The organism is Mesorhizobium sp. WSM4829, assembly GCF_055811475.1.
On the sequence record NZ_JBVVQJ010000030.1, the window covers coordinates 51,277 to 65,863 of the forward strand.

Sequence of the window (14,587 nt, forward strand, 5' to 3'; positions counted from 1 at the left end):
TCCCTGAATTCCCTGACCGGCCGATCGGATCGCGGCAGTCTCCAGTCTGGTCTTACCGAGACAAGTCTGGTCCTACCAGATAAGGTCGGATTGAACCGCTTCCCTGTAACTGGTCCAGCGGACGAAATTTTCAAAGCCACATGAGGATGCGCCAAATCCGTCGCTGGCGAAACCCTCGGCAAGGCTCATAATCACCCTTGCAAGGATGCCGTCCGGCGTCCGAGGGTAGTGGCCACCCGGCCGAGTGGCTGAGAGGGACGGAGTTCGATCATGTCAGAGGTCACAATTTCCAGACGCAGCGTGCTTGCCGGTTCGGCACTCCTGCTGGCTTCGACGGCGCTGCCGACGATCGGCTGGGCACAGACGCCGAAGAAAGGCGGGCGACTGGTCGTCGCCGCCGATTCCGAGCCGCGCAACCTCAATCCGGCGATCGTCGCGTCCAACGGCGTCTTCTTCATTGCGAGCAAGATCGTGGAACCGCTGGCCGAGGCGTCCTTTGAGGGCAAGGACGGGCTCAACCCGCGCCTGGCGACAAGCTGGGAGGGCGCCGCGGACGGCTTGTCGGTAACGTTCAAATTGCGCGAGGGCGTCAAATGGCATGACGGCAAACCCTTTACCTCCGCCGACGTCGCGTTCTCGGCGCTGCAGATCTGGAAGCCGCTGCAGAATCTCGGCCGCACCGTGTTCAAGGATCTGGAGACGGTCGACACGCCGGACGAACTGACGGCGGTGTTCAAATTCGCCAGGCCGACACCATTCCAGCTGATCCGCAACGCCTTGCCGGCGCTGACCAGCGTGGTGCCGAAGCACATCTACGAGACAGGCAAGATCGAGGAGAACCCGGCCAACAATGCGCCTGTCGGCACCGGCCCGTTCAAATTCGCCGAACACAAGCCAGGCGAGTATTACCGGCTGGAGAAGAATGGGGACTATTGGGGCAAGGACCAGCCTTACCTCGACGAGATCATCTATCAGGTGCTGCCCGACCGCACCTCGGCGGCAAGCGCGCTCGAGGCCGAAGAGATCCAGCTCGCCGCCTTTTCCGCGGTGCCGCTGGCCGATCTCGACCGCATCTCAAAAGTGCCTGGCCTCAAGGTGATCACCAAGGGCTATGAGGCGCTGACTTATCAGCTCGTCGTCGAGATCAACCATCGCCGCAAGGAACTGGCCGACCTGAAGGTGCGCCAGGCGATCGCCCACGCCATCGACAAGGATTTCGTCGTCAAGACGGTGTTTCTCGGCTACGCCGCCACCGCCACCGGCCCGGTGCCGAAAAACGATCCGCAGTTCTATACGGCCGATGTGCCGACCTATGCCTTCGACGTGGCCAAGGCCAATGCCCTGCTCGACGAAGCCGGCTACAGCAAAGGCGACGACGGCAAGCGCTTTTCGCTGAAGCTGCTGCCGGCGCCCTATTTCAACGAGACCAAGCAGTTCGGCGACTATCTGCGCCAGGCGCTCGCCGCCATCGGCATCGAAGCCCAGCTGGTCAACAGCGACTCGGCCGCGCATATCAAGGCGGTCTACACCGACCATGCCTTCGACCTTGCGGTCGGGCCGCCGGTGTTCCGCGGCGATCCGGCGATCTCGACCACCATCCTGGTGCAGAGTGGCATCCCGGATGGGGTGCCGTTCTCCAACCAGGGCGGCTACAAGAACGACGAACTCGACGCCCTCATCGCCAAGGCGTCCGAGACGCTCGACCCCGCCGCGCGCACGGAACTTTACAGGGAGTTTCAGAAAAAGGTCGCAGCCGACCTGCCGCTGATCAATGTCGCCGAATGGAGCTTCATCAGCGTCGTCAGGGACACGGTGGGGAATGTCGCCAACAACCCGCGCTGGGCGGTGTCGAACTGGGCGGACACCTATTTGGAATCGTGACACACTCGCGCGGATGAAAATTCGCAGCGAAGTCTGTGTGGAAACTTGGTCAAATGCCGAGTTCCTTCACACCCCCCTCTGTCCTGCCGGACATCTCCCCCGCAAGGGGGGAGATTGGCTGGCCGCAACGTCGGCTCGTTTGCCTGCTGCGTTGAAGATTGGCGAAATCGCCGATGACATCCGATCTCCCCCCTTGCGGGGGAGATGTCCGGCAGGACAGAGGGGGGTGCCTGGGCGGGGCATTTCTTACGATCGGCACATCGCCAAGCAGCCGGCGCCGCCATGACCCGCGCGCTTCTCCTCCTTCGCCGTCGCCTTGTCGGCAGCGTCTTCGTGCTGCTGATTGTCGTGATCGGCACTTTCCTTTTGCTGGAAGCCGCCCCCGGCGACGCGGTCGACGCCTATATCGCCTCGACCGGCGGTGACGCCGGCATGATCGAATTGCTGCGTCATCGCTGGGGCCTCGACCAGACGGCGCTGACGCGGCTGGCCAACTACCTCTGGGCGCTGCTGCATCTCGACCTCGGCCAGTCGGTGACGTTCTCGCGGCCAATCCGCGACGTCATCCTCGAACGCCTGCCCAACACGCTGCTGTTGATGGGCAGCGCCACCGCGCTCTCCTTCGGCCTCGGCTCTGCGCTCGGCATCTATGCCGGCGCCAAGCCCGGCGGCTTTCGCGACCGCTTGCTGTCGATCGGCTCGCTGGCGCTCTATGCCGTTCCCGGCTTCTGGCTCGGGCTGGTGCTGATCATGGTCTTTGCCGTCGACCTGCGCTGGTTCCCGATCGGCGGCATCGAGAGCATCGCGTCGGGCATGACCGGCCTTGACCGCGCGGCCGATATCGCCCGCCATCTCGTCCTGCCGGTGTCGGCACTCGGCTTCATCTATCTGGCACTCTATCTGCGCATGATGCGTGCCGGCATGGCCGAGGTCTGGCGGCAGGATTTTGTCCTCGCCGCCCGTGCCAAAGGGTTGTCCCGCCGCCGCATCGTGCTCGCCCACGTTGCCCGCAACGCGCTGTTGCCGCTGGTCACCATGCTCGGCCTGCAATCGGCGCAGATGCTCGGCGGCAGCGTCGTCATCGAAAGCGTCTTTTCCGTTCCCGGGCTCGGCCGGCTGGCGCAGGAAGCGGTGGCAGCGCGCGACACGCCGCTGCTGCTCGGCATCATCCTGGTCAGCGCCGTTCTGGTTATCGCCATCAACCTTCTCGTCGACATTGCCTACGCCTTCCTCGATCCGCGCGTCGGCGCCAGCGAGGCCGGTGCGTGAGCCGGCTTCGCCGCTTTCTTCGCACGCCGGAAGCGGTCGCCGGCGCGATCATCCTGGCGGCGCTGTTCGCCGTGGCGCTGACAGCGCCTTTGTTCTTTCCCGGCGACCCGCAAGCCATTGCCGGGCCGGCATTGCTGCCGCCCTTTCAGGACTGGTCGCTGCCGCTCGGCACCGACCGGCTCGGCCGCGACGTGCTGGCAGAGCTTTTCCACGGCGCCTGCACCTCGCTGGCGGTCGGGCTGGCGGCGGCAGCCGCAGCCCTTGCCGTCGGCGCAATAGTCGGCACGCTGGCCGGCTTTGCCGGCGGCCTCGTCGACGAGGTGCTGATGCGCATTACCGACGCCTTCCAGACCGTGCCGAGCTTCCTGCTGGCGCTGGCTTTCGTCAGCGTCGTCGGGCCGTCGCTCGGCGTCGTCGTCGCGGCGATCGCGCTCGGCGCCTGGACGGGGCCGGCGCGCGTTGCGCGCGCCGAAGTGCTGTCGATCCGCGAGCGCGATTTTGTCGCCGGCGCCCGTGTCTCCGGCATGCATCCGCTGGAGATCGCCTTTCGCGAAGTGCTGCCCAACGCTTTGCCGCCGGTGCTGGCGCTGTCGTCGGTGATCGTCGCCGCAGCGATCCTCACCGAAGCGGCCCTCTCGTTTCTCGGCCTCGGCGACCCAAACCGCGTGACCTGGGGCGGCATGATCGCCGAGGGTCGCGCCGTGCTGCGCACCGCGCCCTTTCTGTCGATCATTCCGGGCGTGGCACTCGTGCTGACCGTGCTCGGCATCTATCTCGCCGGTGAAGGCGTCGTCGAGACGACGGCGGTGAGAAGGAGCCTGTCGTGACAGCGCTGCTTTCGATCCGCGATTTGACGGTGACCTATCGCCGCGACGGCAGCGAGGTGGCGGCGCTGAACCATGTCAGCCTCGATGTCGACGCCGGCGAGCGCTTCGCCATCATTGGCGAGAGCGGCTCGGGCAAGAGCACTCTGGCGCTGGCCATTGCCGGGCTGCTGCCGGGTTCTTCCAAGGTTGGAGGCTCGATCGAGTGGTTTTTGCCATTGTCGCCCTTTGGTGCCAAGGCACCCCCCTCTGTCCTGCCGGACATCTCCCCCGCAAGGGGGGAGATCGGCAGTTCCGCTGTTGGCTCTCTTTCACCGACTTCGGCCTCAACACCTTCTGCGATTAGCGAAAGCAGAAATGACAGCGCAATCTCCCCCCTTGCGGGAGAGATGTCCGGCAGGACAGAGGGGGGTGCGACGGAACGCCAGCCTAGCGAGTCCACCCGCACCCCCCTCGGTGGCCGCGATATCGGCTTCGTCTTCCAGGACCCGTCGGCCAGCCTCGATCCGGTAATGGCGGTTGGCGAGCAGATCGCGGAAGTCGCGCACACACATCTCGGCCTTACTTGGTCGCAATCCTATGCCAGGGCAAAAACCCTGCTCGAACGCGTCCGCCTGCCCGACCCGGACGCCGCCTTGCACGCCTATCCGCACCAGCTTTCCGGTGGCCAAAAACAGCGCGTGGCGATCGCCGCGGCGATCGCGGCCGGTCCGAAACTGCTGATCGCCGATGAGGCGACCAGCGCGCTCGACACCATCGTGCAGGCCGAGATCGTCGCGCTGATCCGGCAATTGGTGGCCGAGGACGGCATGACGCTGCTGTTCGTCAGCCACGACATCGCGCTGGCCACCGATCTGGCCGAGCGCATCGCCGTGTTCCGGCACGGCGAGCTGGTCGAGCTCGGCGCGACGGCGCAGATCGTCGCCAGCCCGCGCCACGCCTACACCAGAGCGCTGCTCGACGCCCATCTCGGCCTCGACGCCGAACCGCTGCTGCAGCAGTCAGGAGCGTTGCGGTGAGCCGTCCATTGCTGGCTGTTTCCGGCCTGACCAAACGATATCGCCGCGGCGGCAAGACAATAGCCGCCGTCGATGACGTTTCCTTCGACATCGAGGCCGGCGAGACGCTGGCGCTGGCCGGCCCTTCCGGCAGCGGCAAGTCGACGGTCGCGCGGCTGCTGCTGCGGCTGATCGAACCGGACGCCGGCCGTATCGAGTTTGAAGGTGGCGATTTCCTGTCCCTGAACGATACTGCGTTGCGCGCCCGGCGCGCGCGCGTGCAAATGGTCTTCCAGGACCCGCTCGCCGCCTTCAATCCGCGCGCCAGCGTCGCGCGCGTGCTTGACGATCCTTTGCGCATCCATGGCATCGCTGCCCGATCAGAACGCCCGCGTCGCATCGCCGCTCTGCTGGAGCGCGTCGGCCTGAGCGCTGATCTCGCCGCTCGTGCCATCCACGAGATCTCGGGCGGCCAGCGCCAGCGCATCGCGATCGCGCGCGCCATCGCCACAAACCCGTCGCTGATCGTCCTCGACGAGGCGGTGTCCGCGCTCGACGTATCGGTGCGCCGGCAGATCCTGCAATTGCTGCTCGATCTGCAACGCGAGCAACGGATCGCCTACCTGTTCATTTCGCATGATCTCGGCGTCATCAGCGCCATCGCCCATCGTGTCGTCATTCTCGATGCCGGCCGCGTCGCCGAAAGCGGCAACGCCCGTGCGGTCATCGGTGCCCCACAGTCGGCGATCGGCAAGGCGCTGGTGGCGGCAGCGCCAAGACTGAACAGGACCGGCACGCAGGGCGCAGCGGACCGTCAGTAACCCAGCGCGCAACCATCCTTGCGTGGATCGGACGCGCCGGTAAGCGTACCCTTGTCCCAGTCGATCAGCACCAGTTGGCCGCCGCCATGCGGCTCGGTTGCGATGGACACGTCGTGGCCGCGCTCGCGCAGGCCGGCGATCGCCTCGGCCGGAACGCCACGCTCCGCCTCCACAGTGTTTTGTCGGTAAAACACGCGTGGCGCATCGAGCGCCTCCTGCGGGTCCATGCCGAAATCGATCATGTTGGTGAGCAAATGGACATGGCCGAACGGCTGGTAGCCGCCGCCCATCACGCCAAACGGCATGACTGCCCTGCCCTTGGCTGTCACCATGCCCGGCATGATGGTGTGCATCGGACGTTTTCCCGGTGCAATGCGGTTTGGGTGGTCTGCCGCCAGGCGGAAGCTGCTGCCGCGATTCTGCAGGACGACCCCGGTCCTGGGACCGACCAGGCCGCTGCCGAACGAACCAAAGGTCGAGTTGATGAAGCTGACCGCATTACGGTCGCGGTCGACCACCGAGATGTAGACGGTGTCGCTCGGCTGAAGCTCCAGGCGTGGCAGATGCGTCATTGCGCGCGCCGGATCGATCTCGGCGCGAAGCTGGTCGGCATGGGATCTGGACAACAACTGCTCTACGGGGACATGGACCTGGTTCTGGTCGCCGATGAAATTGTCGCGGTCCTGATAGGCAAGCCGCCCCGCCTCGATCTCGAGATGAAAGCGCTCGGCGCCGTTCGGTTCTAGCGAACCGAGCGAGAAGCCCGACAGCACATTCAGCATGATCAGTGCCGTCAGCCCCTGGTTGTTCGGCGGCATCTGATGAATGTCGTAACCTCGGTAGGATGTGCCGACGGGCCTGACATAGTCGCCCTTCGTCGCCGAAAAATCCTCGAGCGCATGCAGCCCGCCAAGCACGCGCAGACGCGAAACCATGTCGTCGGCGACCTCGCCTTCATAGAAGCCGGCACGGCCACGGCGCGAGACGATGCGCAGGGTCTCGGCCAGTTGCGGCTGCCGGTGCAACTCGCCGGCCAGCGGCGCCTTTCCATCCGGCAGAAATATCCGCGCGGCATGTTCGTCGGCGGCCAGCAAGGCAGCACTTTCGGCCCAGTCGAAGGCCACGCGGTCTTGGACGACATAACCCTGTTCGGCGTAATGTATGGCCGGAGCGAGCGCGGCGTCGATGCCCTTTCTGCCGTGATCCTCGAGCAGCCGGCACCAGGCGTCGACGGCGCCCGGCACGGTGACCGCATGCGGACCGGACTCAGGCAGTTCGACATGCCCCTTGTCCAGGTACCACTCAGCCTCTGCTGCTGCCGGTGCGCGGCCGGAGCCGTTGAAGGCCAGAACCTCGTCTTGGCCGTTAGGGCAATAGAGGACGAAACAGTCGCCGCCGATGCCGGTCGATTGCGGCTCGACCACCGCCTGCACCGCCGCCGCGCACACGGCTGCGTCCATCGCGTTGCCGCCGGACCGCAGCATCTCGATCGCCGCCAGCGTTGCCAGCGGGTGCGATGTCGCGGCCATCGCTTCCGTCGCACGAACCGGCGACCGTCCGGGGAGTTGAAAATCACGCATGCAGTTCAATAGCCTCCAACCAACCAGATGTGAACTGGCAACAGCAGCCAAAGGGCTGCGCCACCGAAAGCAGCACCAACGACGGAACGATCACCATGGCAGCGCTCAACCCCTCGGAAGCTGCCGATCTCAATCAGCGAATCTGAAATTGTCCGTGGTGTAATCGGGGTAGGCGTCCAGACTGTCGAAAAGCTCGGCCAGGTCAGGGGTGTCTGCCAATATTCCGGACAAGACCAGCGCGGTCGCCACGCCGGCACCAATTCCACCGGCGACATCGTGTTCGACGCTGTCGCCGACACAGACCACGCTGCTGCGGTCCGGGTTGCCCGCCAGCGCCAGCGCGGCGTCGAAGATCGGCGTGTAGGGCTTTCCGATGCGGGTGACGCTACCGCCGAGGCTCTCGTAGAGATCCGCAAGCTGGCCGGCGCCAAAGCGAGGCCCGACTGCCGTCAGCATGATCTTGTCGGGATTGGTGCAGAAGCACGGCACCTGCCGCATCGCTGCCGGCGCAAAAAGCCGGCGATAGTGGTCGATATCGTAATGGTCGCCCTCACTGGCGGCGATCAGCACCAGCTCGGCATCGTCGCCGCCCCCGGTCAACACGAAAGGCAGGCCTTCAATCGCCGAGCGGTCGCGCTCGCGGCTGATCAGCAGGCACTTTGTGTTTTGGCGCAGCTTTCCGGATATCGCCATTTCGTGGAAGGACCGCCACGCGATCTCGCCGGAAGAGACAAATTGATCCCAGCTTCCTGGTTCGAAGCCGAGCTTCAGCAGGCGGGCCTCATTGGGCCGCGCCCGCCTGCCGGAATTCGAGACCAGCACGATCGTCCTGCCTGCTCGCTTCAGCGCCGACAACGCCTCCACGGCGCCCGGATAGGGGTTCGTGCCGTCGTGCAGCACGCCGAACTGATCGAGCAGGAACACCTGATAGCGCTCGACCAGCGCTCCGATGCCGTCGAGATGGTCGACTGGTTTCGTGCTCACAACAGCCCCGCTGCGATTGCGCCCATCAGCGCCAGCCGCGCCGTGCCGGCGGCCGCCTCGTCCGAAAGCGCCGGCAGAAAATCGACACCCAGCTTGCGCTGCCGGATCGCGGTCCAGGCGGCGTTTGCCGCACCGCCGCCGACACTTCTGATCGACGTCAATCGGGGGGCGCCGAGTTCGGCAAGCCGGCGATAGCCGAGCGCCTCGATCGCCGCGATGCCCTCGAACATCGCTTTCAGATAGTCGGCGTCGTCCGCCGGCCGCGGCGTCAGGCGTGGCGGCAAATCAGGATCGGCGATCGGAAAGCGTTCGCCAACCGCGGGAAGCGGATAATAGTCGAGACCGGTCTCGGTCATGGGGTCCATTGCCGCACTCAATTCGATGATGCGCGCGAGAGAAAAATGCTCCGCCAGCACCTTGCCGCCCGAATTCGACGCACCACCCGCCAGATAGGCATCTCCCAGCCGGTGGCTGTAGATGCCGAACTGCGGCGCCGAGATCGGCCGGTCGGAGAGTATCTTGATGGTCAGCGAGGACCCCAGCGCGGTGACGCCGTCGCCAACTGCCGCAGCCCCCGTCGCCAGGAACGACGCGCAGCCATCCGTCGTGCCGGCGACCACGGCGACGTCGCGCGCCAGGCCGAACCGGTCCGCTGCGCTCGCGGTAAGCGTTCCCGTGACGCCGCCCGGCTTGACGACACGAGGAAGAAATTCCATGCGCATGCCGGTCGCCGCGATCCAGTCCGGCCAGCGGCGGGCCTCGACATCGTAGCCGGTCTTCAGGGCATTGTTCTCGTCGCTAATGTCGAAGCGGCCGGAGAACTGTCCGGCGATCCAGTCGGCCTGATGCAGCACCGCCGCGACGCCGGGCAGGCGCTGGAACAACAGCGCCTTGGTGAGACCGGACGTCGGCCCACGGGCTGCGCTCGCGGCCGGCGCCTCGCGCGCGATCATCGCCAGAATGGCGTCGTCCTCGACCTTGTCGTTGTACATCAACGGCTCGGCCAGCGGCCGCCCGGCGCCGTCGACCGGCAGCAGCGTGCCGGAAGTGCCTTCGACGGCGATCGAGCGCACCGCCGCGCGATCGATCCCGGAAAGCAGTTCCGTCAGCGCCGCGCCGACCGCTGACCACCATACGGACGGGTCGCGGGCATTCTGGCCAAATCTGTCGAGTGGAACGGCGGAACGCGCGGCAATCGAAAAGTCCGGCCGCATGGCGACGGCGCGGGCGCCTGATGTGCCGATGTCGATTCCGATCGAAAGCGGGCCGGTTGACAACGCCATCTCAGCTGCCGGCTGCATTGAGTTTCTGGCGATACTGCTCGGCGTCCCAGTTGATCAGTTCGTCGTTCTCGGCTGATGTCAGATAGTTCAGCTTGGCCGCGACGTCGACCCGCGCCGTCACGTCGGCGAGGCAGCGTTGCATGGCATTGGCGCCGGCACTGGCGTCGCCGCGCATCAGCACGCCAAGCCCGGGAAACAGGATCGCCACCGGTGCCGTGCCGCACCGTTCGGTGACACGCATCACGTCCTCACCGGGCCTCGCCACGACCGAACCCTGGCCGAGAAAGATGACGTGATCGGGATAGAGGCTGCCTCCCGACGCCATGCGGCAGCTTTCAGGATCGATCGCGACGGCATGCGCTTCGCCATCCGCCGGCAGCCTGTAACCGCTGCGTCCGATGAGCGTCGTCAATGCGACAACGTTGGGCTCCGCCACCTTACGGGGCGGCCGCGCCAGAAGTCGTGTGACGCGACGCAGCAGCGCCTCGGCGCCGGCGACGGTCTCGGCTGCGACGACCAGGCCATGGTTGGCAAGGATCAGCACATCGACCCCAGGCCGAAGGCGCTCGGCAATGCCCTGGGCAAGCGGCAGGCCGGGCCGGCGATAGGGGACATACGCCCATTCGAGGCCATCCAGGCGCTTGGCGACTTGAGCCTCGCAGTCGGCCTGCACGGCAAGCGAAATGGTATCGACGCAGTGGACATGCAGAACGACGCGCTGCGGCATCAGCGCGTGAACCGTGGTCTCGATCGACGGACGCAGCTTGCGGGCGTTGAGCGCCTCGATGGCGAAACCCTGTGGCTGATCGGCGGCCGGGTCGCGCTGTTCGACAGCCCTGAGCAGCGGCGGGATCGCCACCGGGACCATGATGTCCTCGGCGAGCGCGTCCTTCAACCAGGTGCCGGACGCCTTGATCCAGAGCGTGTCGCCGGCTTTCAGCGACGTGTTGCCGCCCGCGGCCTGGGTCAAGTGCGGGTCGCGCCCGATGCTGGCCGAAAGCGACCGCAAAGCAGCCAGTTCCTGCGCATCCGCATTGATTGCCATCGAAACTCCTTCACAAACCGGCCGCCTAGGCCACGGCTTTGGATCCCGGTAGCCGGGACAGACGAGTGACGCTGGTATTGCAGATGCGAGTAAGTTACGTCAAGAGTGATCTTGTCCCACCAAATCGAGCTTGCAATCTGACCCGTGCTGAGTAACTTACACCAATTGCCGTGGCAAGATGGCATTTCGGGAGGGTATCCGTTGAGCGACTCCGGCCGCCAGCGTCAGATCGTCGAGCTGTTGCGGGATCGCCCCTTCGCCTCGGTGCGCGAGTTGCAGGAGCGCCTCGGTGTCTCGGCGGCGACTGTGCGGCGCGATATCGACAAGATCGACGAGGCCGGCGAAGCACGCAAGGTCTATGGCGGCATCTCGGCGCTCGATGGCGCTGCGCAGGCGGGCGTCGCCTATGCCCGGCCCTACGACGAGAACCGCGATCTCGCGGTCGAGGCCAAGCGGCAGATCGCCGCTCTGGCGGCTACAATGGTGCGCGATGGCGACGCCGTCATCGTGCATGGCGGTTCGACCTGCTTCCATCTCGGCGTCAAGCTCGCTGACCGCAACATCCGGCTCTATACCAACTCGATGCCGCTCATCGCCTATTTGAGCGACCACGGCCATTCCAGCCTGACCGTTGCCGGCGGCGAACTGCATCGCGAGCCTGGCATCATCCATTCGCTCACCCAGACGGTGCCGTTCTACGCATCGAAGTTCTTTCTTGGTGCGCAGGGCATCGGCCCGGAGGGCGTGCTGGAATCGCATCCGCTGCTGGTCCGCTCCATCGCCGAACTCAGTCTGTGCGCCGACCAGATCGTGGTGCTGGCCGACAGCCGCAAACTGTCGATCCATGCGCGCAACGTCGCGCTGCCCTTGTCGCGCATCGGCACGCTGGTGACCGATGACGGCCTTTCCGATGCCGACGCACGCATGCTCGAAAACGCCGGCGTCATGGTGCGGATCGCCTCTGCCTCGGGAGCCGTCCAGTGAAGGTGGCTGTCCTCGACTTCGGCAAGACCAACTCGAAGCTGTTCGTCTTCGGTCAGGACGGGCAGATTCTCGACGAGCGCCGGACCCAGCCGAACTGGGCGCGCGAAGGCGGCTTCAGCGTGCTCGACGAAGCAGCGCTTCACGATTGGGCCGCGCGCGCCGTCGGCGAAGCGGTCGACGTCCATGGCATAGAGGGCTTGATGGTTTCGGGCCATGGCTGCACCTTTGCCTTGGTCGACGATGCGGCGCTGACGCATCCGATACTCGACTACGAGCAGGAGCCACCGGCCGAGATTGCCGCGCAGATCGATCGGCGCATTCCGGATTTTGCCGAGACCTTCTCGCCGCGCCTGCCGCTCGGCTTCAACTATGGTCGCCACATGCTGTGGCTGAAGACGGTGCAACCAAGCGTGTTCGCCGCCGCCAAATCGATCCTCGGTTATCCCCAGTACTGGAGCTGGCGCTTTGGCGGCCGGGCGGTCTCGGAGGTTTCCTATCTCGGCTGCCACTCGCATCTGTGGGCGCCGCGCAAGCGCGATTTCTCCTCGCTGGTCGACGCCGAGGGATGGCGCGGCCAGATGCCCGCCTTCGAGCGTGCCGGCGCGGTCATCGGCGAGCAGCGCTTCGGCGAGGCGACGCGGCCGATCGCCATCCACAACGATGTCCATGACAGCAATGCGGCGCTCCATGCCTATCGCCGGCAGGCGCTTGGTCCGGTCACCGTCGTCTCGACCGGCACCTGGGTCGTGGTGCTCAATCCGGACTGCCCGCTCGACGCGCTCGATCGCGACCGCGACATGCTGGTCAATGTCGATGTCGACGGCGGCCCGGTGCCGACCATCCGCTTCATGGGCGGCCGTGAATTCGCAACGATCAGCGCCGGCTGGCAGGGCGTGATCGCCCCCTCAGCCGTACAGCAGGTGATCGACGCCGGCATCATGGCGCTACCGAGCTTCGCGCCAGGCGGGCCGATGCCTGGCCATCGCGGCGAACTGGTCGGGCGCGCACCCACCGCGGAGAAGCGCGCGGCCGTGGCGCTGCTCTATGTCGCGCTGATGGTCGATCTGTGTCTCGACCTGATCCATTCGAACGACACGGTGATCGTCGATGGCGGGCTGAACAGTGGCGGCCTGCTCGCCAGCCTGCTGGCGCAGCTGCGTCCCGGCCAGGCCTTCATGCAGGGCGCCACGCTGGAGGGCAGCGCCACCGGAGCGGCGGCTCTGGCCTTCGAGAGTGTTGGACGCGAATTTGCCGCCGAGGCGCCGGAGCCGGTACGCGCCTCGAGCTTCACCGGGCTTGGCTTCTATCGCGATAGCTGGCGCGGCCTCGCCGCCGACCGAGGCGTCGCTGATGCCGCAGCGGGAGGCGCGCGATGACCGCCGCTGCCCGGATCGAAACCGTGCGCCAGCCGGTGCTGGAGATGCGGCACATCTCCAAGACGTTCGGCCCAATTCGCGCCTTGCAGGACGTATCGTTGACCGTTCACGCCGGTGAACTGCACGCGCTGATGGGCGAAAACGGCGCCGGCAAGTCGACGCTGATGAAGGTGCTGTCCGGCGCCTATCGGCCTGATCCCGGCGGCGAGATTCTGATCGACGGCACACCGGTCGCCACCGGCGATCCGATCAAGGCACGCGCCAACGGCATTGCCGTCATTTACCAGGAGCTGTCGCTGGCGCCCAACCTGACGGTCGCGCAGAACATCTTCCTCGGCAACGAGCCGAGACGGTTCGGCATCGTCGACCGCGACCAGTGCAATCGGCGCGCCAAGGAGATCATCGCACGGCTCGGCGTCTCCTTCTCGGCGCGCGCCCTTGTCTCCAGCCTGTCGCTCGGCGAGCGCCAGATGGTCGAGATTGCCCGGGCGCTGTCGACCAGCGCGCGCATCATCGTCATGGACGAGCCGACGACGTCGCTGACTTCGCGCGAGACCGACAGGCTGTTCGAGGTGATTGCGACGCTGAAGTCGCAGGGCATCGCCATCGTCTACATCAGCCACCGCATGGAAGAGGTCTACCAGCTTGCCGACCGCGTCAGCGTGCTGCGCGACAGCGGCTATGTCGGCACGCTCGAACGCGCCGATCTGAACGCCTCGCGCCTCGTCTCGATGATGGTTGGCCGTGACCTGTCCGCCTTCTACAAGAAGGATCACCGCCCGCCGGACAGCAAGCGCGCGATCGCACTGTCGGTGCGCGACATGTCGGACGGCAATCTCCTGAAAGGCTGCTCCTTCGACCTGCACAAGGGCGAAGTCTTGGCGCTGGCGGGCCTGGTCGGCTCCGGCCGCACCGAACTCGCGCGGCTGATCTTCGGCGCCGACAGGCACACATCAGGCACGCTGGAACTCGACGGCAATCCGATAGCCATCGGCTCGCCGCGCGAGGCGCTGGATGCCGGCATCGCCTATCTTACCGAAGACCGCAAGGAACTCGGCCTGTTCCTCGACATGTCGATTTCCGACAATATCAGCATGGGCGTGCTCGCAAGGGACGCGCAGCCCGGCGGCCTGCGTGACTTCGCCACGGCCGAAAGGCGCGCCGCCAAGGCCGTTTCCGACCTCTCCATCCGCAGCAGGTCGGTGCAGGCCAATGCCGGCTCGCTGTCGGGCGGCAACCAGCAGAAGGTGCTGCTCGCCCGCCTGCTCGAAACCGAGCCGCGGGTCCTCATCCTCGACGAACCGACCCGCGGCGTCGATGTCGGGGCGAAGTCGGAAATCTACCGGCTGATCGACGATCTTGCCAAAAAGGGCATCGCCATCCTGATGATCTCCAGCGAACTGCCGGAGGTGATCGGCGTCGCCGACCGCGTGCTGGTGATGCGCGACGGCACTATCGCTGGCGAGGTGACGGCATCCGAAGGCCAGCCGCTCAGTCAGGAGGCAATCATGGAACTCGCAACGGGAGCGGCCAAGGGATGAC

General features: G+C 65.9%; 12 protein-coding genes. 8 read left to right on the forward strand and 4 right to left on the reverse strand.

Features of this window, described 5'->3' with window-relative positions; genetic code table 11:
- Window positions 1–270 precede the first annotated feature (270 nt).
- From AC0L17_RS24815 to AC0L17_RS24835, 5 genes are all read left to right on the forward strand, one after another.
- Window positions 271–1,881, forward strand: a complete 1,611-nt coding sequence (locus tag AC0L17_RS24815; protein ID WP_473517742.1) for an ABC transporter substrate-binding protein — start codon at window positions 271–273, stop codon at window positions 1,879–1,881.
- A 282-nt stretch (window positions 1,882–2,163) separates the two neighbouring features.
- Complete coding sequence (locus tag AC0L17_RS24820; protein ID WP_473517743.1) at window positions 2,164–3,150, forward strand: ABC transporter permease; 987 nt, start codon at window positions 2,164–2,166, stop codon at window positions 3,148–3,150.
- Window positions 3,147–3,977 carry an ABC transporter permease gene (locus AC0L17_RS24825; RefSeq protein WP_473517744.1) on the forward strand — a complete coding sequence of 277 codons (831 nt, stop codon included), beginning with the start codon at window positions 3,147–3,149 and terminating at the stop codon, window positions 3,975–3,977. Before AC0L17_RS24820 ends, AC0L17_RS24825 begins: the two co-directional genes overlap by 4 nt.
- On the forward strand, window positions 3,974–4,993 hold the full coding sequence (locus AC0L17_RS24830; RefSeq protein ID WP_473517745.1) for an ABC transporter ATP-binding protein: 1,020 nt from the start codon (window positions 3,974–3,976) through the stop codon (window positions 4,991–4,993). The genes AC0L17_RS24825 and AC0L17_RS24830 overlap by 4 nt, the downstream gene beginning before the upstream one ends.
- Window positions 4,990–5,793 (forward strand): ABC transporter ATP-binding protein, encoded by an 804-nt coding sequence (locus AC0L17_RS24835; protein WP_473517746.1) that lies wholly within the window; start codon window positions 4,990–4,992, stop codon window positions 5,791–5,793. The genes AC0L17_RS24830 and AC0L17_RS24835 overlap by 4 nt, the downstream gene beginning before the upstream one ends.
- On the opposite strand, the gene ggt is transcribed toward AC0L17_RS24835, so the two are convergent.
- From ggt to AC0L17_RS24855, 4 genes are all read right to left on the reverse strand, one after another.
- On the reverse strand, window positions 5,787–7,373 hold the full coding sequence (gene ggt / locus AC0L17_RS24840) for a gamma-glutamyltransferase (RefSeq protein WP_473517747.1): 1,587 nt from the start codon (window positions 7,371–7,373) through the stop codon (window positions 5,787–5,789). The two genes, AC0L17_RS24835 and ggt, sit on opposite strands and share 7 nt — an antisense overlap.
- A 129-nt stretch (window positions 7,374–7,502) precedes the next feature.
- Window positions 7,503–8,357, reverse strand: coding sequence for a TIGR01459 family HAD-type hydrolase (locus tag AC0L17_RS24845; protein ID WP_473517748.1), 855 nt, complete (start codon window positions 8,355–8,357; stop codon window positions 7,503–7,505).
- Window positions 8,354–9,640, reverse strand: coding sequence for an FGGY-family carbohydrate kinase (locus AC0L17_RS24850; RefSeq protein WP_473517749.1), 1,287 nt, complete (start codon window positions 9,638–9,640; stop codon window positions 8,354–8,356). Before AC0L17_RS24850 ends, AC0L17_RS24845 begins: the two co-directional genes overlap by 4 nt.
- Before the next feature lies 1 nt (window position 9,641).
- Window positions 9,642–10,685, reverse strand: a complete 1,044-nt coding sequence (locus tag AC0L17_RS24855; RefSeq protein ID WP_473517750.1) for a class II aldolase/adducin family protein — start codon at window positions 10,683–10,685, stop codon at window positions 9,642–9,644.
- Window positions 10,686–10,886: 201 nt separating this feature from the next.
- On the opposite strand from AC0L17_RS24855, the gene AC0L17_RS24860 reads away from it, so the two are divergent.
- The 3 genes from AC0L17_RS24860 to AC0L17_RS24870 are packed head-to-tail and all read left to right on the forward strand — an operon-like array spanning window position 10,887 to window position 14,586.
- A complete protein-coding gene (locus tag AC0L17_RS24860) occupies window positions 10,887–11,669 on the forward strand; it encodes a DeoR/GlpR family DNA-binding transcription regulator (RefSeq protein WP_473517751.1) in 783 nt (260 codons plus the stop codon).
- Complete coding sequence (locus tag AC0L17_RS24865; protein ID WP_473517752.1) at window positions 11,666–13,045, forward strand: FGGY-family carbohydrate kinase; 1,380 nt, start codon at window positions 11,666–11,668, stop codon at window positions 13,043–13,045. The genes AC0L17_RS24860 and AC0L17_RS24865 overlap by 4 nt, the downstream gene beginning before the upstream one ends.
- Window positions 13,042–14,586, forward strand: a complete 1,545-nt coding sequence (locus AC0L17_RS24870) for a sugar ABC transporter ATP-binding protein (protein WP_473517753.1) — start codon at window positions 13,042–13,044, stop codon at window positions 14,584–14,586. The genes AC0L17_RS24865 and AC0L17_RS24870 overlap by 4 nt, the downstream gene beginning before the upstream one ends.
- Window position 14,587: the final 1 nt, after the last annotated feature.